The sequence below is a fragment of the Mariniphaga anaerophila genome (genome assembly GCF_900129025.1).
Lineage (GTDB): Bacteria > Bacteroidota > Bacteroidia > Bacteroidales > Prolixibacteraceae > Mariniphaga > Mariniphaga anaerophila.
Map to the genome: position 1 here is coordinate 88,980 of NZ_FQUM01000001.1, position 26,835 is coordinate 115,814.

The window sequence follows — 26,835 nt, forward strand, 5'->3', positions numbered from 1 at the left end:
ATGGTCAGGAAGATACGCTTATTAATATTGATGCTTTGCTTTATATCAAATGTGTATTCTGAAACAACTCCTGTAGATTATGTTTCTACTTTGGTTGGTTCTCATTCAAAATTTTCACTGTCAACGGGAAATACTTATCCCGCAACAGCTTTGCCTTGGGGAATGAACTTTTGGACTCCGCAAACTGCAAAAATGGGAGATGGCTGGGTGTATTCTTATGCTGCCGACAAGATCAATGGATTTAAGCAAACACATCAGCCTAGCCCCTGGATTAACGATTATGGGCAATTTGTAATAATGCCTGTAACAAGTAAGCCGGTATTTGAGGAAGAGCAGCGAGCAAGTTATTTTTCGCATAAAACAGAAGTAGCCAAACCATATTACTATTCCGTATATCTTGCTGACTTTGACGTGAAAGTAGAATTAAGTCCAACTGAACGTGCTGCTATATTCCGTTTTACATTTCCTGAACAGGAGAACTCTTATGTTATTGTAGATGCTTTTGATAATGGATCCTATATCAAAATAGTTCCTGAAGAAAATAAGATCATAGGATACACAACTAAAAACCATGGAGGAGTACCAGAAAACTTCAAAAATTATTTTGTTGTCGTTTTCGATAAACCGTTCGCGTACAATGCCTCTGTTTGCAATGGAAAGATTGAAGAAAATGAGTTAGAGATAAAGGATAACCATGCAGGAGCAATCATTGGTTTTTCTACAAAAAAGGGAGAGGAAGTGCATGCTCGTATCGCATCGTCTTTTATTAGCCACGAGCAAGCAGAGCAGAATCTCAGCGAGTTGTCTAATCATAATTTTGAGGACATTAAACAGCAGGGGAAAGATCGATGGAATGAAGTACTGGGAAGAATAGAAGTTGAAGATAATAATATTGATAATCTACGTACATTTTATTCTTGTTTTTACCGTTCGGTTCTTTTTCCCCGTGCATTGCATGAAATAGATAAAGATGGAAATATTGTTCATTACAGTCCCTATAATGGGAAGGTATTACCCGGATATATGTACACAGATACAGGTTTTTGGGATACATTTCGCAGTCTATTTCCTCTTTTGAATTTACTTTTTCCTTCCGAAAATGAAAAGATACAGGCCGGTTTAGTCAATACATACCAAGAGAGTGGATTCCTACCTGAATGGGCAAGCCCAGGGCATCGGGAAAGTATGATCGGGAACAATTCTGCATCGGTAGTGGCTGATGCATATTTAAAGGGCTTGCGGGGATATGACATTAATACTCTGTGGCAAGCTGTAGTGCATGGAGCCAATGCTGAGCATCCTGAAGTGAAATCGACAGGACGCTTAGGGTGCGATTATTATAACGAGTTAGGTTATGTTCCGTGCGATGTTGGAATTAATGAAAATGCAGCCCGAACGTTGGAATATGCTTATGCCGATTGGGCAATATATAGGTTGGGACAAGCTTTAGGTAAGTCCGAGAAAGAAATAGGAATATTTGCGAAAAGAGCTATGAACTATAAAAATCTTTTCGATGAAGAACATAATCTAATGAGAGGGAAGAATAAAGATGGTAGTTTCCAGAAACCATTTAATCCATTTAAATGGGGAGATGCTTTTACTGAAGGGAATAGTTGGCACTATACCTGGTCGGTGTTCCACGACCCTCAAGGGCTGATAGATTTGATGGGAGGTGCAAATTATTTTAATCAAATGCTCGATTCAGTCTTTGTAATGCCTCCTATATATGATGAAAGTTATTATGGGCAGGTAATTCATGAGATTTTAGAAATGCGAATGATGAATATGGGACAATATGCTCACGGCAATCAACCAATACAGCATATGGTATATCTATACAACTATTCCGCTCAACCGTGGAAGTCACAATACTGGGCACGAGAGGTAATGTCCCGGTTATATTCCGCAGCACCTGATGGGTATTGTGGCGATGAGGATAATGGTCAAACCTCGGCGTGGTATGTTTTTTCATCGTTAGGTTTTTATCCCGTTTGTCCTGCTTCTAATCAATATGTGATTGCTTCTCCATTGTTTCAGAAAGTAACATTGAACCTTGAAAATGGGAAAAAAGTTACTATTTCAGCTCCAAACAATAGTAGTTCAAATGTATATATTAATCAGCTGTTTGTTGACGATGAGCTCTATTCTAAAAATTTTTTAACTCACGAAATTTTAATGAACGGAGCTAGGATTGAATTTGAAATGGCAGCCAAACCTAATCCCGATAGAGGAGTAAAGGCTTCTGACTTCCCTTACTCTTTTTCTACTGAATTAAAATAAAATACAAGAATGAAACTAAGATTAGTAGTGATACTATTTCTACAGACCTTGTTTATGATGAGTGCCAGTGCTCAATCTCTTAACTTTGGATTAAGGCAGAAACAAGATGAAAACGAATTGCCGAAATCAAGCTATTCGTATCAAACATATTTGCCCAAACCGAAGAAGAATATTAAAGGAAGATTAGATAGGATAACAGACTGGGATTATTCGTTAGCTCAAGGCTGGGAGATGATAGAAGCATATAAGGTGACAGCTTCTGATGAGTCTGTTTTTTCATTAAACCTAAATACTGAAACCTGGTATAATGCAACTGTCCCTGGAACTGTGTTGACAACTCTTGTTGAACAAGGCGTATATCCCGATCCGTATTGGGGCCTCAATAATCTGGCTATTCCCGATTCGCTTTGCAGAATGGCTTGGTGGTACAGAAACGTATTCGAACTAGAAGAAAATAAAAAAGGAGATAGAATTAAACTGCTTTTTAATGGGATTAATTACAAGGCCGAAATATGGCTCAATAGTAAACTGCTCGGAACTATCGCCGGGGCATTCTCAAGAGGCCAGTTCGATATTACTCCATATGTTAATCTAAACAAGAAGAATATTTTGGCGGTGAAAATATTCCCCCCAAATAATCCCGGAATACCCCACGAAGAAAACTCGATAGATGGACAAGGTGCCAATGGTGGTGCGCTTTGTCTTGATGGTCCTACATTTATTTCGTCTGAGGGATGGGATTGGATCCCCGGTATTCGTGATAGAAATATAGGAATTTGGCAAGATGTACACATAAAATTTGGAGGAGGAGTTGAAATTATCGATCCTCAGATTATCACTGATTTGCCACTGCCGGATACTGGTTCTGTTAATTTGACAATTAATACAAAGGTTAAAAATAATCTGTCTGTTGATAGGAACCTTTCGCTACATATTAACATTAACGATATTGATGCTAACTACAACTTTTCACTCTCTGCTAACGAAATAAAGGAGTTGAAAATTACAAAACAACAGTGCATGGAGTTGTTCGTTAAAAATCCAAAATTATGGTGGCCGAATGGATATGGAGCGCAAAATCTTTACAATATGAAACTGAGTTTGCTTGCAAACAAAGATACGCTCGATGTAAAGAATATCCGATTTGGGGTGCGAGAGCTGGAATACGAGCTGATGGCTTATAATGAAGAGAAAGATAACATTCGATTAGATTATAATCCAATTAAAGCATTAGCTGATCAGCGAGTAGTTTTTGATAATACCAAAAGGAAAAAGATTACGTCTGGGATGTATGTTCCTTATTTGGAAAAATCCCTTACCACACAAGGAATAACGGAAATATCTGATCCTGCAATGGATGCTTATATAATTGTAAAAGTTAATGGGCAGCGCATATACTGCAAAGGTGGCAACTGGGGAATGGACGATGCCATGAAAAGAGTGTCCAGAGAGCGTTTAGAACCATACTTTAAATTGCACAAGAATCAGAATTATACCATGGTACGAAACTGGACCGGGGAAAGTACTGAAGAATTGTTTTACGATTTATGCGATGAATATGGATTGCTGGTTTTTAATGATTTTTGGTTGTCCACAGAGAATTTTAATCTCGATGTGTTGGATTACAAATTATTCATGGATAATGTAACTGAAACTGTTCGGCGATTCCGAAATCATCCATCTATCGCTCTTTGGTGTCCCCGAAATGAGGGGTTTGCATCTGATTTGCTGGAAAGCCAGATTGCAAAATTTCTTGCAGCCGAAGATATTACTCGTCATTATATCGGAAATTCTAGAGAGTTAAATTCAGCCAATAGTGGCCCCTGGCACTATCAGTTTGATCCTGCTTTTTATTATTCCCTGGCAGGTGGCTTCAGATCAGAAGTAGGAACTCCATCTTTGCCAACTGCCGAAACAGTGAAAGAGTTTATGGCGATAGAAGATACATGGCCTATTGGTGATGTGTGGTATTATCACGATTGGCATATGACACCTGTAGGTGATAGCAAATTTGCCATTCTGTATAAAGAAGGAATTGACAAAAAAATGGGAGATTCCGATAATCTGCAAGAGTTCACGAAGAAAGCTCAAATCATAAACTATGAAAGTCATCGTGCTATATTCGAGGCATGGAACAGTAAAATGTGGAACGATGCTTCTGGTATTTTGCTTTGGATGAGCCATCCTGCATGGCCGAGTATGGTTTGGCAAACCTATAGCTCTAATGGAGAAACATCAGGGGCATATTACGGAGCACAAAAAGCTTGCACATTTTTGCATGTACAGATGAGTTTAGACAAACATCAAATAGATGTGATAAATACAAGTCTGCATTCCTATAAGAATCTAATACTTAATGTTTCGATATACAATTTGGATGGGACAAAGTTGAGTGACGAAGATATTAAGATAAAGGATATTGCTCCAAACAATTTGACTCCCATTACCGAACTGACGAAAAGCAATGAGAAGACAGGCCTTCACTTTGTGAAGCTGACATTGAAAGATAGGAGAAATAAAGTAGTAGATGATAATACTTATTGGCTAACCGATAAAAATTTCAATTTGAAAGGATTGAGTCAATTACCAAAAGTAACAATAAAAACTTTTGTTAAAAACATAGTAGAAGAAAACGGAAAACTGCGCGGAACCGTTCTGTTGCATAACGCTAGTAAAAGTATAGCTGCTTCAATAAGTTTAGACTTACGAGACAGAAATAGTGGAAAACGTGTGTTGCCTGTTTATTTTAACGATGGATATTTTTTCATGATGCCTGACGAGAAAAAAGAAGTAACATTTGAAGTAGATAAAACGAATGTAATGGGTGCCCTAGATTTAAGTGTAGAGGGGTATAACGTTGATAGGAAGTTGTTTGGTGTAGAATAGAAATTGGGTGATTTTAAAAGTTTTTTTATCATTTACGGACACTAATTGCCTTAGGGGAAATTATAGTGAATGAACGAAATTAATTATTAGACTTTTATTGTAAATGGAGTTGGGGGAAAAAAATCGATGCATCGATGGAAATGATTCCTATTTCATTTAAAGTTTATCGAGAATAGAAACATAAATATTTACTTAAATATATTAATTATGAATAAAACGATTACATTCTCTAGGTTGAGTATCAGCATTATGCTGGGTTTATTTTTAGGGTCTTTGTTGTTTTCATGCTCAAAGGATGATGATAGCGGAGCTGAAATATTAGGCTATATTAGTCAATTAAAAGATAAAGCTGAAGAGTTGATCTCTCTGCGAAATGATGCCGAATATGGAGATGAGATTGGGATGTATCCCGAGGAGAGTAAAGAACTGCTTAACGAAGCAATAACCATGCTCGATGATGCTGCTCGAAGAATAGAAGATGGTGTGGAAACAAAGCCATCACAAAGAAAAGTGGATCAACTGCTTGCCGAGGCAGATAATATCGTGGTACAATTTAAGGAAACCGTAAATCTGGAAGAGTCCGAAAAAAGTTATGAATTATATGTAGGAGGACTCTCCGATGGCGGTTATATCGATTTTGGAAGCAGTTCTGATTATACAAATTTTGGTGAAATAGGAGATCAGGCTTTTACCGTAGAGTTATTTCTTAAACTCAATGATTATACTGATTTTGGGCCTGTAATATCTACATTTATCGAAGATGAAGCAAACTTGCAAAGAACCGGGTGGTCTGTAAATACTTATGGCGAAAAAATGCGAATGACTTACTGTACTGATTATTATTATGGATTATCGGAAGGCGGATTCGAATTTAATGATGGTAGCCTAGATAAATGGATTCATTATGCTGCAGTATATAATGATAAAGGTTTCGACAATGAAAAGATTGATAACAAATTAGTTGTTGCGAAATTATACAAAAATGGAATACTTGCAGCTTCGGTTACATTGCCATACGAAGGTCCAAACCCTTACAAACCATATTCTGGAGATGTGGCACCAATGGTTGCATTTGCTCAAACTAAAGCCGATGGACACGTAGAAACAGGTAGAAGAACGAATGGTTACATTAAGCATTTTCATATTTGGAAAGGGATAAAAACTCAAGAAGAAATATTGAGTCTTGCTAAAGAAGAAGCCGAAGTTTTAGGAACAGAAGATGATTTGGTATGTGGATGGGATTTTACCACAAAACCAGCCGGAGAGGAAACAACAATTGAGGATATTACAGGGCGTCATGAAGCCACAATTATCGGGACCCATACTTGGGAAGTGATAAAAAAATAACAAGCACTATCTCATAAATTATGTAAATGAAAAATACCGGGGGGCTTCCCCGGTATTTTTTTGTTTAATGATCTAAGTTCGATTAAAAATACATTGAGTCTTTCGGTAATGATGCCCCAATTCAGGATTGGACATCGTCCATTTTTTTTGCCCATTGTCTGTTTTATGTGGCTTCCTTCAATGCGTATATTGTAATTATTGTTACAAATTTGGCCGTGATATATGGATCAAGTTTTTGACGCCGGAAGAATGGCGATATTTTTAGGTTTGACGGTGGATTTTTTGTTCTGGCTTGTCCTGGTTAAGTTTCCATTCGGAGTTGAAAAATTTAATCCAGCCCGGCAAATTTTCGGAGCAGTTCTCTAGTTTTTATACCCGACTCTTTCATGTCGTCTGCTTTCCACTTGCCAAAATCGCTGGCCGATGGTTTCAACATGGAGCAGGATTCGTCTTTGTCGGCAATGGACCAGCTCACCCAGCTTATTTTATTTTCTTTCATAAAATCAATCCATTTGTGCCACTCCTCGTAATTAATTGGGCCGTCTCCGTTTGCCGACATCCCGGCCGACTCGGAAATGAAAACAGGAATGTTTTTGGCGATGGCATATTGGCAGCGGTCGCGTAAATCCTGTTTGTGGGTATCGGCATAAAAGTGTACCGTGTACATCAGGTTTTCAAATCCTTCAATTGGCGAATCGGCCACCAAGTGGATATCCTGGTCCCAGTGTGGGTTGCCAACAAGAATGACATTGTCGGGGTCGTGTTCGCGAATTGCTCTGATTACTGCAATGGAATAGTCCTTTACTTTTTCCCAGGAATCGTGTACCGGCTCGTTAAAAATTTCGTAAATAATATGCGGGTATTTGCCGTATTTCTGCGCCATTTCGGCAAAAAATGTCTCCGCAGCTTCCTGAAAAATCCCGTGGGCGTGCCAGTCAATAATTACATAAATATCGTTTTTAATTGCGCCTTTTATTACGGCTTCAATTTTTTCTTTAGACCATTCCGGTTGATCCAGATAGCTTCTGTGCGGACCAATTCCCATTGCTGCACGAACCACATTGCATCCCCAGTCTTTTGCCAGCCATTCAACAGTCTGTTCATTGTAAAAACGCGGCCACCAGTTGTGCCATCCGTAACTAACCCCGGCCAACATCAACGGTTCGCCCCGGGTGTTAACCAGGTGTTTCCCGTCAACAGCGAGATGTCCGTTCTCCTTTACAGGTTGTGCTTTTAGGCTTGTTGCCGCTGAGGTGAGGGTGATCAATAGAAGTGCTAATAAGATTTTTTTCATGGCTAAAAATTTATCTGATTACTATTTTATGAACGCAATATCCTCTTTCCGAAAAACCCCGGACAATGTGTAATCCGGGAGATAGTTGGGGGCGGGGTATGTTTTCCATTGATTCAGGATTTGGTATTTTGTGCGTTAGTGAACCGCATTGATTAAAAATTTCTAATTGTTCTGATTTTACTGATGAAGTTTGTTTGATTACCAGCTCTCTTGCCGAGTTTTGAAAAACAACAAACCCATAATCCCGATTGTTTTGCAAATTTGAGGTGTTTGTCAGCAGTTCGAACTCAAACTTATCGATGTTAAAAAGCGGACTTTCGAGCACGGTAAAACGCATGATTTGATTTCCCGGATATAAATACATTTTGGTGCTGTTGGGTAACGTATTCAGCGGACTGTTGCTGGCTTTTACACGAACAGGCCCGGAAGATACCGTGTCCACTTCAATTTGAAACTGACCTCCTCCGTAATAGGTGGAAATGTGTGCAGTAACATTGTACCAACCCTCTGCCAAAACATTTACCGAGTATTCAAGCCATTCTCCCGGCAAAGCGTTTCCAACATGAAATCCATTGCCCTGTCGGTCGTAAATGTCCACGCCTTCATCGGGCCGATATGCGCCGGCAAGGTTAATTTCGTTAGTATCATGATATGTGAATCCTTCTCCTCCTTTGTCAAAATCTTCGGCTTCAATAATTCCCGGAATTATGCTCAATGTATTGTTAAACGGTGTTCTCTCCGGTTTTGTCCACTCCGGAAAAAACACCCTTACGGGCTGAGAATAGAGCCCGGCAGTGTCAGTATAATCAGCAATAATGCGAAAATCGTAATATTTGTTGATAGGTGGTTTTACTACATTAAAAGACCTGGCATTGGGCGGCAGCGTGGCGATGACAGAGAAATGCCTGTCGGTACCTCTTTTTTGCTGCACAATAACGCTGTCGTGGTCAGACGTGTTGGTGCTCCAGCTTACCTGAATGATGGAATCCCGATAAACCGTGGCAAACGGCTTGGGCGATTTGGCAGATGTGGATATCAAAATGTCTTTTATTTCGTTCCAGTCTCTCTGTTCCCTTTCCATTATTCTGAAATCGCCACCATCGTCCCAGGCCACGGGCGTAAAACCGTATTTCTGCGACAACTCCACGTAAGCGCGGTAATGGCGCATTCTGGAGTTGTGGTCTCCGCTTTTTATGGCGCCAAATTCTCCCAGAAAAACCGGGACGTTGTTTGCGTCAGACCAATCGGCAACGGCTTCGAATTTTTTGTCCAATTCATTGTAATCGGCAGCGGAACCCCATGTTCCTTCGCCTTCGAGCCCGAACAAATACGGATCATATGAATGAAATGAGCCGATAAGGTAATCGTCGTCGGGAATGGCAGCGGCAATCAACTCGTCAGAACCGCCCCAACTGTGCCCCTGAAAAATGACCAGGCGTGTTGGGTTTGTTTTACGAATGACAGCCAGAACGCGCGCATGCAAATCATCATTTTGTGCTTTGGTTAAACCATGCGGTTCATTAATAATTTCGAATATTAATTTATCTGGTTTATTTTTAAAACGCGTGGCAATTTGAGACCAGATGCTGTCGAACCTTGCTTTGTTTTCTTCGCTGTAATTCTCTTTAATCCACTGTTCGTGGTGTGCATTAATAACAATAAATAAATCCCTCGCTAATCCCCAGGTTGCAACTTGTTCAATCCGGTTTAGCCAGTAATCGTCAATTTTATAAGGAGGCGTTTTAGCAGTGTAGTTGTCCCACCGAACCGGAATTCTTACGCATTGAAAACCGGCGTTTTTGTATAAATCGAAATAGTATTCCTGCGCCATGGGATTGTTCCATCCGGCTTCAGTTGGCGGTTCGTGCGTGTTGCCGAGGTTAATTCCTTTTTTCATTTGCCCAATGGCTTCGTCAGGAGTAATTTGTGCATTCATTACATGATTCATCCCAACAAGGAAAAAAAGAAAAACGAGCGCAAAGAGAGGCTTTGAATACATATTCCAATCAGTTTAAAAAATAAGAGCCTGCTTTAACAGGCTCCTATTTAATTTCATCAGTAGTATCTATTTTTTAATGGCTTTGAAACGGCCAATTAATTCTTTTTCGCTACTAATAACTATTACGTACATGCCCGCAGGTTGCCTGTCGAGAGACAAAACTTCGAGATTCCTGCTGACTTTTATGTCCTCAACAATTGCTCCGGTGCTGCTGTAAACCTGAATTCGGTCTCCTTTATCAACGCCGCTTACATTCAGTTTGCCGGCTGTTGGGTTCGGATAAATTTCGATTTGCTTTGCGGCTACATCGAAGGCCGAAGTCATTCCCAGTTGGTAAATCACTTCAATTTTTCCGTCGGCAGATGTAACTTTAAGCATGTCTCCGGCGTTCAGGTTTCCGGATGTCTTTTCGTCTCCATTTGCATCCACAACAACCGCAGTAGCACCCCAGCTGGGAGTGATGCGCGAATAGAATTCGCTTAACGCAACTCCTCCCGGTATTCCGGAAATGGCGTAACTAATCTGGTTAACGCTGTACACATTTGACAGTACATATGCCAGGTACACCGGCGCAGGCACCAATTCTGTGCGTAGCATGGCAAGGTGGTAAACCCTGGTTGTTGTTCCGCTCGGTGAAGTAACAACAATCTTATCGTCTTCGTAAACAGCTCCTTCCATTCTTTCGTTCCCCAGTTTGTCTATAACTTTTATAGTGGCGTTAAGGGAAGGAACAACGTTCGATAATAATGTGTAAACATTTGTTTCGCGAGGCACGTACCGCACCAGATTTTCTGATTGAGATACCATGTAAATGTCTGAAAGTATGAATGCATCGTTTTCGGAAGATGTCGGGCGCAACTGGTATACAATTTCAGTAATCCCGTTTTCGGCAACCACATTCAGATAAGTATTGGTATTTACCGTTACGTTTACATAAGATGTGTCATAATTCAAACGTTTTAATGAAACATAGGCGCCATCGCCATCAACAACGCTTAATAACGCGCCATCGGGTACTGTAACATTATTAAGAATAGTACGCAACTGGGTTCCGTAATCAAAACCTGTTACATATCCTTCGCCACCCTCAGAACCGTCGATGGCAGGCTGAGTTTCAACCATAACAGTGTATAATGTCGACGTAAGTAATGCATCAGAACTCAGGCCTTCTTCTGAAACATTTAAAACGTATTTAGTCGTATTTGTGCCATCGGCTGAAACAACAACAAGTGTGTCGCTTAAACTAAGCATATCTCCGTCGGCTAACTGAGAGCCATCGGCAGTTGCCTTAACTGTTAAGTTTTGTTCTTCATTCTTTTTAATGATGTTGCCGAGGAATTCTGCAACAGTGGTACCTGCAACTACGCCTCTCAGCGATTCTGTTTTGTAGCCATCGCTAACTTTGTAAACTACTGATGAAATGGTAGATTGGAAGGTGGTAACCGGATAGAAGAAGTGTTTCCCGAGGTCGCTGGTAACCATCAAAATATCATCTGGCCAGCCATAGCCTCTTGCTCCCCAGTATGCCCGGTTTGTCCATGTCCACTCAGCATCGTCTTCGTTCGTGCCAAACGACTCTCCAAATCCTGTTTTTCCTTGCCAGTACTCGGGCTTTCTTACATAGCTTGTAATTTGCTCAACAGAAACGCCACCAACTACCCATTGTGTTTCGTCGCCTTGTCCAAATACATCAATCAGTTCAAAATCATTGGGATCGTCGGCCGGTTTTAATCCTCGTTTGATAGAATCGTTCAAGATTTTAAAAATGTAGTAGTTTGCTGCATTCCATTCGTTTGCTGCACTGGCCCATTCATCGAAAGCTTCACCCCACGGGTTGTATGCGGTGTTGAAAATAATGTCACACTGTCTGCTGGCATTCCACGGATAACCGCTTTGTCCGGTTCCGTTAATGTGTCCCATTACAAACACATCGCCTGCTTCAACCCTCGGGCTTACGTTAAAGTCTTCTACTAAAGTTCCCGGTTTAGCAGCCCAGGTAGATTCATCAACCCATTTGTATCCCGGAATGTATTTACGGTATCTTACTGCCCAGTCGTCTTCTCCTGAATATTGCGTAATTGCTCCAGCCTGATCAGAATAGGTGCCAACCATCATGTAATCACTCAGGTCGAGAACCTGATTTCCGGGGTTGCAAATTTCAATAAATCCATTGCTCCACTGTTCATTGAAAATTACTTCCGAAAAGAAAGGTTCTGTTTCAAAAGGCTGAATATCGTCAGGCGAAATCTCTTTTTCAAGCTTAACGTTGTATACGTTAACGGTTGTATCATCTTCTGCAGTAACAGTGTATTTTACTGTCTTTTGTGCATCGGAACCGGAAAGACTACTTGCTCCCTGAACTTCGACGGTTGTGTTGAGCTCTTGTGCTTTTGCTATCAGAGATGGAATTCCACTTGTTTCTGCAGGAACCTCAACCGTGTAATTTAATACGTTAGGATCAAATCCCGGAATAGTATCTCCCGTCCATCCAAACAACCCTTTCATCCATTCCGGAATATCGGGCCAGGTGATGGCTGCAAGGTTTGCGTTGTGGTCTGCACGGTATATGTCTGTTTTAATGAAATATTCTTTAATCGCACCGTTTTCTGCAGTTACTTTCAGAATATCGCCATTTTTAACATCCGGCCGTTCAATTCCGTCAACCCAAATAATTTCCCATTGGGCATTTGGTGCTTTTTCCAAATATTTAAACAGCGTGTCTGTCCGGGTAGCAAATTGAATTCCAAATAATCCGTTGGTGATTGTATCCATTTCCGGAACATCAACCGTTACTTCAAAAACTTCATCAATGCCGGAGTTAATAGCATTCGTATAAAAATTTCCTTCGGTGTCCCAGTCGCGTGAGAACTTAGGAATGACAATGTTTGCACTGGTTGTAGGAGCTTCTACTATTATGTCGAAAACAGTTGTTTGCAATGTGTTTCCGCATGCATAAATGGTAAGCTTGTCACCAGTTCTGGCTGAGTTATACGCGGAGTCTTCAGCGGCTTCTGCTAGATCGTATTTCCATGCCAGCCCGGGAACTTTTTCAAACTCAAACATAAAGTCGTCGTTATTTCGTGTTCCCCATGCAGCGGTAATTGTTTTATTCGCCCAGTCAACAGTAAGCGCATCAGACACCAGGGTGCTTTCATCCAAAGTGACATCGCCATGAAATCCGACAGTCCAGAAAAGAGCTCTCCAGGGATCAAAACTATCGGTACCTACAGATTGTATGGGAAGAGGAATCCACTCTGAGTCTTCAATGTCGATACCGCGTGCCGAATTAAAGTCTGTAGTTCCTTGTTTTACACTTGCTTTACGAACCAGAATATGGGTTCCCCAGGCGTTGGTAACTCCGGCAACGTCTATTGTCGGGCTGTCTTCCTGAGTTCCGTCATCTGCTGCAAACAATCCACCAACCTGATCTACAATTGCTGAATCACCATTTGCAAAATGCTGCTCAATGTACCAGGCTTCGCGGCTGCCCCAGGTTTCCATAACTGCGTAATTTGTAGAAACGCTGTCTGTGATTCCTGCAGGAGCCAATGATGTTCTCTCTTCGGGCATATGCATCTGGATATCTGCGAGAGTCCACCATTCTTTTTTGGTATCTCTTCTTCTGAAAAAATCAGGTTGCAGAGGATACATTTCTTCAGTAAATTCTTTTACTGATGCAATTAAAAAAGTCTCACCCGGAGCCAGAACACGGTCAGGCAACCTCAAGAATGATCCTGATTCAGCTTCGTAGGGTTGTGTCCAGGCTCCAATACGGCCAAATTCAAATTGGCTCATATTTATGTCTTCGGTACCAACGTTGGTAATTTCGACATAAGACTGGTCGTTCCTGTCCACACGGGTTTCCGTAATAATTAATGTACGGATGGTGTCTTCCTGTGCATTCAGAATACCGGTTAATAGAAAAGAGAGAAGTAGAAGTTTTAGTTTCATAGTACTTAAATTTAAATGTTAAATTTCTGTTACTTGTCTTATAAACAAATATCAAAATTTATTTACTATAACTGATTAATTGTCAGTTGATAATAATGCAATAAATCTTGCATGCTTGTAATAAATCTTACGTAAATGTAATTTATACCATAACCCGTTAATTATTGCCTTTTTTGTTTACAAATAGAGATGTAGTATTTAAAGGCTTTTTGTTTATAATACTGATTCGTATTATTTTTGAAGAGTAATTTAGCTGGATTAAATATTTTTGATCTTAATTAACTCTGTTTTAAGTACAATATGAATTTGTATTTTATTACTTGTATTGTTTTTGTCGAAAATATGTTATTAAAAAATCCCGCTTGTATCAATCAAATGTTTAAAATAGAATGAATTTGACCGGACAAGCAATTTGTACTCTGATTTGCTTGCAACAATTTTTTATAGATAAATATTATTGAAATGTTTACAATCGTTTTTTTACCCTAAGCAATTGACTAAATTTGCACAGATTTTAAAATAATTGAAGAAAAATGGCTTTTGTAACTAAAATACTCGGGAAAATACTCGGAAATAAATCGGATCGGGATATAAAAGAAATATCTCCGATTGTAGATGAGATAAAAAAGGAATATAGCCGGATAGTATCGGTTTCTAACGATGGACTTCGCGAAGAAACAGATAAGTTGCGACAGATTATTCACGATAGAATAAAAGAAGAAGAGCGCCAAATTAGCGAGCTAAAAGAAAAAGCTGAGGACGCTGAAATTCAGGAAAGCGAGAATATTTATAAGCAAATCGATAAGCTGGAAGAGGTAATCGATGAAAAAATAGAGGTGGTGCTGAATGAAATTCTTCCTGCTGCTTTTTCCATTGTGAAAGAAACAGCACGGAGATTTTTCGAAAATGAAATAGTTGATGTTACTGCCCGCGATTATGACAAAGATCTGGCATCAACCCGCTCCAGCATAACTATCCAGGACGAAAAGGCGCTTTGGAAAAACAAGTGGATTGCCGGTGGAAGTGAAATAACCTGGGACATGGTACACTACGATGTGCAGCTAATTGGCGGCGTGGTTTTGCACCAGGGGAAAATTGCTGAAATGGCTACCGGTGAAGGAAAAACACTTGTTGCTACCTTGCCGGTATTTCTGAATGCCCTTGCCGGACGCGGTGTTCACGTGGTAACAGTTAACGACTACCTGTCGAAACGTGATGCCGAATGGATGGGGCCTATTTTTGAGTTTCACGGATTGACCGTAGATTGTATCGATAAACACCAGCCTAACTCCGAAGCCCGCCGTAAAGCATATAACGCTGATATTACCTACGGAACCAACAACGAGTTTGGCTTTGATTATTTGCGCGACAACATGTCGATAAATCCGGAAGACCTGGTTCAGCGGAAACATCATTATGCAATTGTGGACGAAGTGGACTCGGTGTTGATTGATGACGCACGTACTCCGTTGATCATTTCAGGGCCGGTGCCAAAAGGTGAAAACCAGCAATTTGAACAGTTGAAAGGCTACGTGGAAAAACTCTACAAAGCCCAGCGCGATCTCGTAAACCGCATTTTTATTGACGCCAAAAGGCTGCTCACTAAAGAAAACGCCACAGACGAAGAAAAGAAGGAAGGCGGTTTGTTGTTGCTGCGTGCACACAAGGGGCTTCCTAAAAATAAATCGATAATTAAGTTCCTGAGTGAAGAAGGGATGAAAGCCCTTCTTACAAAAACAGAGAACTATTATATGCAGGATAACAATAAGAATATGCATATTGTTACCGATCCTCTTTATTTTATCATCGAAGAAAAACTCAATTCGGTTGAGCTGACAGATAAAGGAATCGATTTAATTTCTGCAGATATTTCAGACGAAAGCTTTTTTGTAATGCCCGATATGGGTGCGGAAATGGCAGAATTGGAAAATTCCACTCTGCAACCAGATGCGATTCAGGAGAAGAAAGACAAATTGCTTCAGGATTATGCCGTGAAATCTGAACGCGTTCACACCATTAACCAGTTGTTGAAAGCATATACCATGTTTGAAAAAGATGTGGAATATGTTGTAATCGACAACAAGGTGAAAATTGTGGATGAGCAAACCGGCCGTATTATGGAAGGGCGGCGGTATTCCGACGGGCTGCACCAGGCCATTGAAGCAAAAGAAAGGGTGAAAGTAGAAGCCGCAACACAAACATTTGCAACAATTACCCTTCAGAATTATTTCAGAATGTACCACAAGCTGGCGGGGATGACAGGTACTGCCGAAACAGAAGCAGGAGAATTCTGGGATATTTATAAATTGGAAGTAGTGGTTATTCCTACCAATCGCCCAATTATCCGCGACGATAGGGAAGACCTTGTTTATAAAACAAAAAGAGAAAAATACAATTCGGTTATCGACGAAATTGTTGTATTACACAATGCCGGACGACCGGTGCTGGTGGGTACCACTTCTGTTGAAATTTCGGAACTGCTAAGCCGGATGCTTAAAATAAGGGGGATAAAACATAACGTACTTAATGCAAAAATGCATGCCCGCGAGGCTGAAATTGTTGCAGAAGCCGGTCGGTCAGGCGCAGTAACAATTGCTACAAACATGGCCGGTCGTGGAACCGATATTAAGCTTTCTCCTGAAGTGAAAAAGGCAGGAGGATTGGCAATTATCGGTACAGAACGACATGACTCCCGACGCGTTGACCGCCAGTTGCGAGGCCGTGCCGGTCGTCAGGGAGACCCGGGGTCTTCGCAGTTCTATGTTTCACTCGAAGACGATTTGATGCGTTTATTTGGTTCCGACCGTATTTCTGGTGTTATGGACCGACTTGGACTGAAAGAGGGCGAAGTTATTCAGCACTCCATGATTTCCAAATCCATTGAAAGAGCGCAACGAAAAGTGGAGGAAAACAACTTCGGTATTCGTAAACGATTGCTGGAATACGATGATGTGATGAACTCTCAAAGGGAAGTGATTTACAAAAAACGTAAACACGCTCTGTTTGGCGAGCGACTTGATGTGGACTTGCTGAATATGATGTACGATTCGGTTGAAGAATTGGCAAACGAATATTACGGGTCTGATCAGTTCGAAGACTTTAACATGGAACTCCTTCGTTTGCTTTCTATTGAATCGCCTGTGTCACAAGACGAATTTAAGCAGTTAAACGTAAACGATATTACTGAACGTATCTATCAAAAAATGATAGAAGGATATAACCGGAAGGTAGAATCTATTTCAAAACAGGCATTCCCGGTTATTAAAAATGTATACGAAACCAAATCGCAGGTTTATAAAAATATTGTGGTTCCGATTTCCGATGGGAAACGGGTATTCCAGATAGTTTGTAACCTGGAAAAAGCTTATAATAACAAGGGGAAGGAACTTGTAAAATCGTATCAGAAGCAAGTGGTGCTGAATACCATCGACGAATCATGGAAAGAGCAACTGCGCGAAATGGACGATTTGAAACAGTCGGTTCAGAATGCTACTTACGAACAAAAAGACCCACTGCTTATCTATAAATTTGAATCATTCAACCTGTTCAAAATAATGGTGAGCAAAGTGAATAAAGATGTTGTGAGTACCTTGATGAAAGGTCACATTCCGATTCAGAGCCCCGACCAGGTGCGTCAGGCAGAAGAACGGAAACGTACTGATATGAGCCGTTACAAAACACAAAAATCGGATATGCCGGGTGTGGATAATCCTATGGAAGGAGCCAATTCACAAACCGGAGAACGTTCTAAACCGCAACCTGTGCGGGTTGAAAAACGGGTGGGCAGAAATGATCCCTGTCCGTGCGGAAGTGGTAAAAAATATAAACAGTGCCACGGAAAAGGAGCATAAAACAACTTTGTTAACCGGTTATATTTAGTTGTATTTCCGGCCATTAAAAACAAAACTGAAGAATTAGAATATGATACATTTGCTGAATTTTATCCATTGGAATGCCAACCCTGAGTTGTTTAATTTAGGCCCGTTTTCGGTGCGCTGGTATGGTTTGCTTTTTGCCTCCGGTTTTTTAATCGGTTACTATATTGGCGAGAAAATGTTGAAATCCGAAAATGTATCTCAAAAATGGATCGATTCTCTTTTCTTTTACATTATAATCGCCACAATTATTGGCGCCCGTTTGGGGCACGTTTTCTTTTACGGATGGGAATACTATTCGCAACACCCCGGAGAAATATTAAAGGTGTGGCATGGTGGTTTGGCAAGTCATGGCGGTGCGCTCGGAATTATAATAGCACTTCTGATTCATTCGAAACTGATTACCAAAAGAAGTGTTTTGTGGACTATCGACCGCATTGTTGTTCCAACAGCTCTTGTTGCCGCGTTTATACGTCTGGGTAACCTGATGAACTCTGAAATCTACGGTGTTGAAACGAGTCTTCCGTGGGGAGTTATTTTTGAACGCAACGGCGAAACCGTTCCTAAACACCCTACTCAAATTTATGAGTCGCTGGCTTATCTGATTTCTTTTGGAGTTTTGATGTTAATGTACTGGCGTACCCGTGCAAAAAACAAAGAAGGTTTGTTAACCGGAATGTTTTTCGTGTTCATTTTTACAGCTCGGTTTTTCATCGAATTTATAAAAGAAGACCAGGAAGCATTTGAGGCCACAATGAGTTTAAACATGGGGCAGTGGCTGAGTATTCCTTTTGTTCTGGCTGGAATTTTTCTAATTGTCAGAGCTGTAAAATTGCCCGAAAAGGTTTATAAGAATAAGTAGAAAATCTTCAAAAAAATAAGCGACCGCAATGCAGTCGCTTCAAAAAGATGCGCTAAGCGAGTTCAATCGGTTAGCGCATTTTTTGTATTCTGTTAATTGAAAATTCTTATTCCGAAAAAATAAGACCGCGGTTGCGCCGGGCCATAAATGTAGTTGCTGTCGCGGTTCTTGCCCGAGTCAAAATCATTCTGATAACTGTCCAATAAATTGCTCACTCCTCCGTACAATTCAATGGAAGAATCGAGGCGGTTTACTTTGAACGTGTATCCCAGTTTGAGATTCATTTCCATGAAATCTGGCGATTCGAACAGCAGATCCTGCTCCGGTGTGCCTGCATCCTCAGGAACTCCGTAATGGGGAATTAGCATTGAACCGGTGTAAATTCCGGACAGCGATGCACTTAACCGGTCCATAGGAGTAAAAGTTAACGTGTAATAGCCGTATGCTTGCGGTGTCCGAAGGTATTTTTTTGTTCCTTCAATTTGGTCTGACCAGGCCACTGGCTGATCGTAGAGGCTCTTCTGTAACGTAAAGCCGCCTTCTATCTGAAACGTTCTGTTGTAGTTAGCGCGTGCCTCCAGTGTTGTCCCGTAAACGTTGCTCATTCCACCGTTCCGCTTTTCCATTAATGAGTTTCCCGAATCATCCGTTCCTATTTCTTCCAGAATAAAAGCGTCTTTTAAACGGGTGTAAAAACCTTCCAGCGTAAATCCGAAAATATGTTTTTCCGTGGGTTTGTCCCAGTTTATGGAAGCGCTCATGCTTTGTGACCGTTCCTCTTTTAAATCGTCGGCAAGACTGATTGTCTGAATTCCTCCGCCGGCAAAAGCAATGTGCATATCAGCATCAAAAGCCTGAGGTGCTCTGAATCCGGTTGACCAGGAAAGCCTCAATTGCGTATTTATGTCGGGTTTGAAAAGTAGAGAAACCCGGGGGTTGAGTATCAGATCGTCAACAAAATTGTGTTTGTCGGCTCTTACTCCGGCCAGTAAATTTGTTTTTCTGGTTATTTCCCAGTCACTTTGAAAAAATGCGCCAAAGTTTTTTGAGTTCTGGTCAAGCATATATTGGTATGCTTCAATTTCGTCAAATACGTCGTCGATAACATATTCGGTTCCAAATGTCAGTGTATTTCTTCCTTTTATAAATTCAGGAACCACATGATTTAATTGAGCGCCAAACTGGATGGTGTAATTTTTTGAATTTCCGTAAGGTGGATTGGCATTATGTTTCTGCAAATCCGATTCTGTATCCGGAGTTAAACCGGTGTAGTGTTTTCTTTTTGTGTGCTGCCCCGCGGTATACAAAACCAGCGATGTTCTGTTGTTGTCGCTTGTAAGTTCGTAATCAACGCCACCCATCAATACATTGTGAGTTCGCTCTTCCGATTGTTGGGCCATGTAAGCCGGTCCATCCTGAATTTCTCCGCCGTAACGGTATTCGTGCATGCTCGAGAAATTTACCTGCAACTGCTGTTTTTCGTCCAGTTTGAAAAACGAATTCATCCCGAACGAATTATTGTTCAGCGTTGGCAATTCAGAGTAATTGTCGCCGTTGTGGTCGTATGAATCACGCTGTCTGTACGATGTGTAAAGTGCCACCCCTGCATTCCTTTTTTGCGAGAGGGCGGTAAGCGTACCGTTCACGTTGTAATCGGCAGCACCGTTTCCAAGCACTGAGTTATTCGACGTTATTTCGTAGGAATTTCGTCCGGGCATTTTTGTAATGATATTTACCGTTCCGCCGATGGCGCTGGAGCCATACAATGCTGAAGCTCCACCCCGAACAACTTCAATGCGCTCTACCATTTCCGACGGCAGCTGCTCCAGTCCGTAAAGGCCGGTTAGCGGACTAAAAACCGCCCGGCTGTTTATAAGTATCTGACTGTAGGCTCCACCCAGCCCGTTCATTCTGAGCTGTGAATAGTTGCAGGTCTGGCAATCTACTTCCATTCGCAAACCCGGCTGAAAATTCAGCGTTTGTGATACAGTTTGTGCAGCCACGTTTTTTATGGTTTTTGCATCCAGAACATTAACAATTACAGCACTCTCTGTTTGTCGTTTAAATGTTTTGGTGCCGGTAACCACAACTTCGCCAACGCGAAGTACTTCTTCTTCCAGTTCAAATTTTACTTCCATGGTTTCGCCGGCTTCCAGCACAACCGGTCGCTTTTCTGTTTTGTAGCCAATCATTTTTGCCACTAACGTGTATTCTCCCTCGGGCAGGTCAACCATCATGTAGTGGCCGGTAACATCGGTTGTAGTCCCGTGTTTTGTGCCTTCGAGGTAAACATTTACAAATGGCAGATGTTCTCCCCTCGAAACTACGTGCCCGATAATTACAGCATCTGTATTTTGGGCGTGCACAACCAGCGCACTTAAAAAGGAAAGAATAATTGTAGTAATTATACTAAGTCTCATTTTTTTCATCATTAAAATATTTAACAGTATTGAGTTTTAAAGATTATTTAGAAACGTTCTAAATAGGAAATTGTTTTGTGATTATTACTTTTGTAGCGAAAATGGTTTAACAAAATGGGAATCCGGTGAAAAACCGGAGCTGTACCCGCAGCTGTGAGCCTTTATGTAAGCGACAACTGAAGTCACTGCTCCCGGAAATAGGGGAGCGGGAAGGCCGTCGCCAATCGGGCAAGCCAGAAAACCTGCCGTTTTCAATGAAATGCTTTCGGGAATAAAAGCGATGGTTTAAGTACCTGGTATTTTATTTCCCCGTGTATAAATTTTAAACTAAGGGGAATGAAGAGAATTTTCATATTATATGTTTTCGTATTTGCGGCAAATATAGTGTTTTCGCAACAATCCGGATTCAGCCTGTTGGAGTATAAACCTGCGCCCGGGCAGCACATTAATCAGCAATATGTGGGAACGCCGGCAGCAGCGCAAAAAATGGCTGAAAATTTTAAAAGTCTGGTGTCGCTTGGCAGTTTTGGCGGCTATGTTATTTTGGCTTTCGAAGAACCGTGCCTCAATCATTCTGACAATCCTTACGGAATTGATTTTACGGTTTTCGGAAATGCATTTCCCGGCTCCTCTGAGCCCGGTGTTGTATGGGTGATGCACGACACAAATAAAAACGGATTGCCAGATGATACCTGGTACGAAATAGCAGGCAGCAGCTATTTTCATTCTCAGACAATCAACAATTACGAAGTTACTTATTCCAGAACAGATGGCCGGGACATTTTGTGGAAAGACAATCTGGATAATACGGGGCGGATTTTGGCCATTAGTTACAACACACAGGATTACTATCCGACAACTGACATTTTTCCGGAATATCCGCAGGCAGAAGTGGTTTTTGGCGGAACGTTACTTGCAACCGAAATAGATTCATCTAACGTGCAGGAGATAAAAGTGTTGGCGCCGGCTTTTGGTTACGCTGACAACCGGCCGCAAAAACAAGGGGCAGAGTTATTTGTGCCCGATAATCCGTACACCAAAGAAATAGAAGGAGCGGGGGGAGACCCGGTGGATATTTCGTGGGCAGTTGACAAACAGGGGAATTACGTTCATCTGGATGCTATTCATTTTGTGAAAATTGTTTCGGCAAACTTGGCCAACGCCGGGCGTTTGGGCGAAGTTTCAACCGACGTGTCGTGGGTGGAAGCTGTTTTGCCGCAGCCGGGAGTTTCGGGAAAGGAAAATCTGCTTGTCGTTTTTCCGCATCCTGCAAAAATGCTGTTGAACAACTCTTTTAAACTGGAAACTGCTTATTTTGAAAAAGGAAGGAAAACTGATGCTGCGTTTTCTTTTCAGTCGCAAAACGAAGAAATTATACAGGCAACTGCTGATGGCCGAATCATCGCAGAAAGTTTGGGGAATACTGAAATTGTTGTTGCTGCAAACGACGAAACGGATACTTTAACTTTGAAAGTCGTCAGGCCGGAAGCAATTCAGTTGTTGACTGATTTTTCGTCAGTTTATCCCGGCGATACGTTAATTCTGAATGCCCGGGTTATCGATAATGAACAGGGAAAACTAGATGTTCCGGTCAATTTTGTTCTTTCGGATAATACTGTTGGAAATATTTTTACCAAAAACGGGAAGGCTTATTTTGCGGCATCGTCCCCGGGAGAAACCATTGTTTCGTGCTCGGTTGAAGGTTTTTCCGTGAAAGAAGATCTTACGGTAAAAGTGCACTCTCCGGAAGATAAAATGCGGGTTTATTTTACACTGAAAACGGAAACTGAAAATGTGTTGCCTCGTCAGTGGATAGAGGTTGGGGCTGCAGACTTGAATAGCATGATTGAAAACCGGCAGTCAGATTATTCGGGAATTGAGCGCCCCGTACTTTTTAATGCCATAATTGCTGGTTTGCAAAAGGCAAATGTACCTTTTGTTTTTAAAGACGATGACGCAGCGGATGGTAAGCTTTATCTGTTTTCGTTAGAAAATGACGGACTGTTTTCCAACGGATGGGGTGGAAAACTGGAGCCGTCGGCTTACGCACGCGCGTGGGTGGCTCGCTTAAACGGCAAGCAATATCTGAACAATTTTCACCAACATGAAATCTCTGATGGCGACACGGTGGACTTGTACCACGTTTCGGATATTTCTAATTCGTGGATTTATTCCTGTTTAACAAGCAATAACGATTCGGCGAAAATTGGCGACGTGATCACCGTTTTGCTGGAGCAGGCAGCGTGCCAATACGTAAACGGAGAAATAACAGCATCTGAATTTGCTCCGGTTGCAAATGCCGAGATAACAGCAGAAAAAACGCTTTACACCAACGAACAGGGTGAAGCTGCTTTTGTATTGGAGGCAGAACCTCCGTTAGTTGTTTATTCAGATAATAATGCTGTTCTGATTTCGAAAAAGATAACCACTGAAAGTAATTTTATAGCAAACCGAAAATATCGGGTGTATCCCAATCCGGTTAAAAAAGAGCTGGTAATTGAAGGTTTTTCCGGGGATGGAAAATTGAAACTTTTTTCGCCAAGTGGACAGCTCGTCGCTGAGAAGTCTGCTCATTCCGGCCCGGTTTGGTTCGACACATCGTTGCTGCCGCAGGGAATATATCTTTTGGTTATCGTTCATGAGAACAAAACAGAAACGCACAAAATCATTAAGCGATGAATCGGTTAAAACTATTTGTCCTTTTCGCTTTTGTAATGCTTTTTGTTTCTTCAAATGGGCAGAGTATTTCAGATACGGTTCGAATAAAAGAAGTGCAGGTGTTAGCCAAAAGGAAAGTTGAAGAGGCCGGGCTGAAAATTACACGCCCCGACTCGCTGCAGCGCGTTTCTTCGTTAACCATCGACCTTTCCGAATTGATTTCCGAATACTCGCCTGTGTTTATTAAATCGTACGGACGAGGCTCGGCAGCCACGGCAAGTTTTCGTGGCACAGCGGCTACTCACACCCAGGTTTTGTGGAACGGAATGAATCTGAATTCGCCCATGCGCGGGTTTGCTGATTTGTCGTTGCTTCCGGTATTTTTTACTGATGAAATTTACCTGTTGCACGGAGGCAGTTCCATGACCAAAGGAAGCGGTGCGTTGGGGGGCAGTGTTCACCTGGAAAATACGCCTGACTGGAGTTCCGATTTTGGGCTTGAAGGATTGATGGAAACCGGTTCGTTTCAGTCGCGCAAAGGCTTTTTTCGATTGCAACTGGGCGGATTCCGGCTACAATCGTCCACCCGAATTTTCTACGATGGCTCCGAAAACAACTACCCGTTTTACAATTCCGGCATTCTTCCGCATAAATCAGACACGTTAAAAAATGCAGGGTATTGGAAAGCCGGCATTCTTCAGGAATTTTATCTGCGACATCTCGATAATCAGTTTTCCAGTGTTCGGTTGTGGTTTCAAAAAAGCGACCGCAACCTTCCCCAGCTCATGTCTTACCAGGGAAGCGAACGGGATGAAGACCAAAAGGACGAGCAGTTCAGGGCACAGTACGACTGGAAGAAATATTCCGATGGATTAAACTACCATTTCTTTTCGGGGGTGAATGCCACCTGGCTGGATTACTACCGGGCAACTCCCGCTTTTCAGTTTGTGAACGAAGACTCCCGAAGTAAAGAGTTCAGTTTTATGAACCATCTGCGCGTGTTTCGAAAGTTTGATGAAAAGAATTACGCTACGTTTACTATTGATGCCAACTATCACCAGGTGGAGGCCGTGGATAAGAAAACGGGAAACGGATATAAAAAGGATCGTCTGGAGACCAGTTTAATGCTGAATATGCATTTTAAACCATCGGACAGGGTAGCAGGCTTTGTGTTAGTCCGCTCGGAAAATTACGATAAAAAGGTTGTTCCGTTAATCCCTTCTTTGGGGATTGAATGGCAACTTTTCAGGCGTTTTCCGGTTGTTATGCGTTCCAATGTGGCCCGCAATTATCACAAACCCACGCTCAACGATTTGTATTGGCTACCCGGCGGAAACCCCGATCTTTTGCCCGAAGACGGCTACACGGGAGATGTTTCTTTAGCAGGTGATTTTCTCGTGGGTATTTGGAGTTTGAAAAACGAGTTAACCGGTTTTGTATCAAAAATAGAAAACTGGATTACCTGGCAGCCTGCAGCCAACGGAGCCTATTATTGGGAAGCAAACAATGTAAAAGATGTTTTGTCGCGGGGAGTTGAATACCAATTTACGGCTTCGCTTAACTGGAACAAAATTCAGTTTAATTCGGGAGGAAATTATTCGTTTACAGCAACCTCAAATATTGATGCCGCAAGGTCGGCAGACCAATCGCGGGGAAAACAGCTTATTTATATTCCCAAACACAAAGGAGGATTTTACGCCAGTGCTACCTGGCAGAAAATTACTGTTAAATACGATTTAAATGGTATTGGAAAACGTTATACAAAATCAAACAATCAGGAGTCTGATTTTGAGCAGGTATTAAATCCGTATTGGCTCAGTAAGCTTTCGCTGAATAAGCAACTGGAGTTGGACGATTTTTCTGCCAACCTGAAATTTACTGTGGATAACCTGTTTGACCAAACGTACCAAAGCATTTTGTGGCGGCCAATGCCGGGGCGTTTTTATACTTTTTCGGTTGCATTAAAATACAGAAAGCCATGAAGCATTTGCTGAAAATAGCATTTTTACTCCTTTTCGCCTGGTCGTGCTCAGACGAACCGGTGGAAACAGTTTATTTCGATCTTGATGCCGAAAATGGGATTTTTATTGCCTGCGAAGGAAATTTTATGTATGGAAACGGCTCACTTTCGTTTTATCATCCCGGCACAAAAAAGGTGACCAACCAGTTGTTTTACGCCCGAAACAATGCACCACTGGGCGATGTTGTGCAGTCTGTTGTGCGCCGTGGAAATTTGTTGTTTATTGTTGTAAATAATTCGGGGAAAGTGGTGGTGGTTGATGCAAAAACTGTGGAGTTTAAGGGAATTATCACCGGTCTCACCTCGCCACGTTACATCCATTTTGTTTCTGACGAGAAAGCATATATTTCTGACTTGTATGCTGACCATATAACCATTTTCAATCCCAAAACCTTTGAGATAACAGGTCGTGTAGAATTGAACGGACACACCTCGGAGCAAATGGTTCAGGTCGGAAAGTTTGTGTACGTATCTCATTGGGTAAACGGGGAGCACATTCTGGTAATTGACACAGAGCGAGATGAACTGGCGGATGCAATAAAAGTTCCGGCTCAACCCAAAGATTTGAAAGTGGATAAAAACGGGAAAATATGGGCACTGTGTGGCGGAAATTACGAGAATTCAATTGTAGATGAGCAGCCGTCTGCACTTGTTCGAATTGACCCGGAAACACGAACAATGGAACAAATTTATCGCTTCAGCGAAGGAATTTTTTCTTCGATCCTGGAAATGAATGCTGCCCGCGACACGGTGTTCTTCTTAAACAACGGAGTTTCGAAAATGGCAGTGGACAGCCGCCGCTTGCCGGAGTCGGCATTTATTCCCGAAGGTGAAAGGCTCTTTTATAATTTAAGTGTTCATCCTGAAACCGACGAAATTTATATTTCCGATGCCATCGACTATACCCAGAACGCGGTGGTGTATAGGTTTTCTCCAAATGCAACGTTAACAGACTCTTTTAAGGTTGGAATAAATCCTTCGTGTTTTCTGTTTCGTTAAAAATTAACAGTACTTTTATCCCGAAATAGTTAAGGGAATCCGGTGAAAATCCGGAGCTGTACCCGCAGCTGTAATCCTGTTATGTTGGAAACAAACTCAGCCACTGTTTTTTTTAGAAAACGGGAAGGTAGTTACCAATCAGGGAAAGTCAGAAGACCTGCTGTTTCGAGATAAACAATATCGTAAGCTTTCGGGATTAAAAGCTGGAGGTAATTTACCTTAAATTTTTCCCATGGTTTTGGTA

At 41.6% G+C, this 26,835-nt stretch carries 12 protein-coding genes and 2 riboswitches; of the genes, 8 read left to right on the forward strand and 4 right to left on the reverse strand.

The window, feature by feature from the left end:
• The 3 genes from BUB08_RS00325 (at position 1) to BUB08_RS00335 (ending at position 6,513) form a co-directional block, all read left to right on the forward strand.
• The gene (locus tag BUB08_RS00325) at positions 1–2,280 is read left to right on the forward strand and encodes a GH92 family glycosyl hydrolase (protein WP_072997899.1); all 2,280 of its coding nucleotides are present in this window, start codon (positions 1–3) and stop codon (positions 2,278–2,280) included.
• Positions 2,281–2,289: 9 nt separating this feature from the next.
• Positions 2,290–5,166 carry a glycoside hydrolase family 2 protein gene (locus BUB08_RS00330; protein ID WP_072997901.1) on the forward strand — a complete coding sequence of 959 codons (2,877 nt, stop codon included), beginning with the start codon at positions 2,290–2,292 and terminating at the stop codon, positions 5,164–5,166.
• A 207-nt stretch (positions 5,167–5,373) separates the two neighbouring features.
• A complete protein-coding gene (locus BUB08_RS00335; protein WP_072997904.1) occupies positions 5,374–6,513 on the forward strand; it encodes a DUF4972 domain-containing protein in 1,140 nt (379 codons plus the stop codon).
• A gap of 328 nt (positions 6,514–6,841) precedes the next feature.
• On the opposite strand, the gene BUB08_RS00340 is transcribed toward BUB08_RS00335, so the two are convergent.
• The 3 genes from BUB08_RS00340 to BUB08_RS00350 all read right to left on the reverse strand — a co-directional run bounded on the left by BUB08_RS00340 (position 6,842) and on the right by BUB08_RS00350 (position 13,757).
• On the reverse strand, positions 6,842–7,807 hold the full coding sequence (locus BUB08_RS00340; RefSeq protein ID WP_072997907.1) for a glycoside hydrolase family 5 protein: 966 nt from the start codon (positions 7,805–7,807) through the stop codon (positions 6,842–6,844).
• 10 nt (positions 7,808–7,817) lie between these two features.
• Entirely contained in the window at positions 7,818–9,806 is a 1,989-nt protein-coding gene (locus BUB08_RS00345; RefSeq protein ID WP_072997909.1) for a cellulase family glycosylhydrolase, read from the reverse strand.
• Positions 9,807–9,872: 66 nt separating this feature from the next.
• The gene (locus BUB08_RS00350; RefSeq protein WP_072997911.1) at positions 9,873–13,757 is read right to left on the reverse strand and encodes a T9SS type A sorting domain-containing protein; all 3,885 of its coding nucleotides are present in this window, start codon (positions 13,755–13,757) and stop codon (positions 9,873–9,875) included.
• Positions 13,758–14,290: 533 nt separating this feature from the next.
• Between BUB08_RS00350 and secA the strand changes: the two genes are divergently transcribed.
• Together secA and lgt are read left to right on the forward strand one after the other, a co-directional pair.
• The gene (secA, locus tag BUB08_RS00355; protein ID WP_072997913.1) at positions 14,291–17,608 is read left to right on the forward strand and encodes a preprotein translocase subunit SecA; all 3,318 of its coding nucleotides are present in this window, start codon (positions 14,291–14,293) and stop codon (positions 17,606–17,608) included.
• Positions 17,609–17,678: 70 nt separating this feature from the next.
• Positions 17,679–18,494 carry a prolipoprotein diacylglyceryl transferase gene (gene lgt, locus BUB08_RS00360; protein WP_175549893.1) on the forward strand — a complete coding sequence of 272 codons (816 nt, stop codon included), beginning with the start codon at positions 17,679–17,681 and terminating at the stop codon, positions 18,492–18,494.
• A 92-nt stretch (positions 18,495–18,586) separates the two neighbouring features.
• Here the strand turns inward: lgt and BUB08_RS00365 are convergent, their stop codons facing one another.
• Complete coding sequence (locus tag BUB08_RS00365) at positions 18,587–20,914, reverse strand: TonB-dependent receptor (RefSeq protein WP_083570548.1); 2,328 nt, start codon at positions 20,912–20,914, stop codon at positions 18,587–18,589.
• An 85-nt stretch (positions 20,915–20,999) separates the two neighbouring features.
• Positions 21,000–21,178, forward strand: a riboswitch (cobalamin riboswitch).
• Positions 21,179–21,250: 72 nt separating this feature from the next.
• Between BUB08_RS00365 and BUB08_RS00370 the strand changes: the two genes are divergently transcribed.
• The 3 genes from BUB08_RS00370 (at position 21,251) to BUB08_RS00380 (ending at position 26,591) form a co-directional block, all read left to right on the forward strand.
• The gene (locus tag BUB08_RS00370) at positions 21,251–23,593 is read left to right on the forward strand and encodes a T9SS type A sorting domain-containing protein (RefSeq protein WP_072997917.1); all 2,343 of its coding nucleotides are present in this window, start codon (positions 21,251–21,253) and stop codon (positions 23,591–23,593) included.
• Positions 23,590–25,554 carry a TonB-dependent receptor plug domain-containing protein gene (locus BUB08_RS00375; RefSeq protein ID WP_083570478.1) on the forward strand — a complete coding sequence of 655 codons (1,965 nt, stop codon included), beginning with the start codon at positions 23,590–23,592 and terminating at the stop codon, positions 25,552–25,554. Before BUB08_RS00370 ends, BUB08_RS00375 begins: the two co-directional genes overlap by 4 nt.
• Entirely contained in the window at positions 25,551–26,591 is a 1,041-nt protein-coding gene (locus BUB08_RS00380) for a DUF5074 domain-containing protein (RefSeq protein ID WP_083570480.1), read from the forward strand. The genes BUB08_RS00375 and BUB08_RS00380 overlap by 4 nt, the downstream gene beginning before the upstream one ends.
• Positions 26,582–26,770, forward strand: a riboswitch (cobalamin riboswitch). (Overlaps the previous gene by 10 nt.)
• Positions 26,771–26,835: the final 65 nt, after the last annotated feature.

Excerpts from the sequence above, each read along its gene's own strand:
- BUB08_RS00380 (WP_083570480.1), top strand. The coding sequence starts at position 25,551 with ATGAAGCATTTGCTGAAAATAGCATTTTTACTCCTTTTCGCCTGGTCG.
- BUB08_RS00345 (WP_072997909.1), bottom strand. The coding sequence starts at position 9,806 with ATGTATTCAAAGCCTCTCTTTGCGCTCGTTTTTCTTTTTTTCCTTGTT.
- BUB08_RS00335 (WP_072997904.1), top strand. The coding sequence starts at position 5,374 with ATGAATAAAACGATTACATTCTCTAGGTTGAGTATCAGCATTATGCTG.
- lgt (WP_175549893.1), top strand. The coding sequence starts at position 17,679 with ATGATACATTTGCTGAATTTTATCCATTGGAATGCCAACCCTGAGTTG.
- BUB08_RS00340 (WP_072997907.1), bottom strand. The coding sequence starts at position 7,807 with ATGAAAAAAATCTTATTAGCACTTCTATTGATCACCCTCACCTCAGCG.
- BUB08_RS00370 (WP_072997917.1), top strand. The coding sequence starts at position 21,251 with ATGAAGAGAATTTTCATATTATATGTTTTCGTATTTGCGGCAAATATA.
- BUB08_RS00375 (WP_083570478.1), top strand. The coding sequence starts at position 23,590 with ATGAATCGGTTAAAACTATTTGTCCTTTTCGCTTTTGTAATGCTTTTT.
- secA (WP_072997913.1), top strand. The coding sequence starts at position 14,291 with ATGGCTTTTGTAACTAAAATACTCGGGAAAATACTCGGAAATAAATCG.
- BUB08_RS00365 (WP_083570548.1), bottom strand. The coding sequence starts at position 20,914 with ATGAGACTTAGTATAATTACTACAATTATTCTTTCCTTTTTAAGTGCG.
- BUB08_RS00330 (WP_072997901.1), top strand. The coding sequence starts at position 2,290 with ATGAAACTAAGATTAGTAGTGATACTATTTCTACAGACCTTGTTTATG.
- BUB08_RS00350 (WP_072997911.1), bottom strand. The coding sequence starts at position 13,757 with ATGAAACTAAAACTTCTACTTCTCTCTTTTCTATTAACCGGTATTCTG.
- BUB08_RS00325 (WP_072997899.1), top strand. The coding sequence starts at position 1 with ATGGTCAGGAAGATACGCTTATTAATATTGATGCTTTGCTTTATATCA.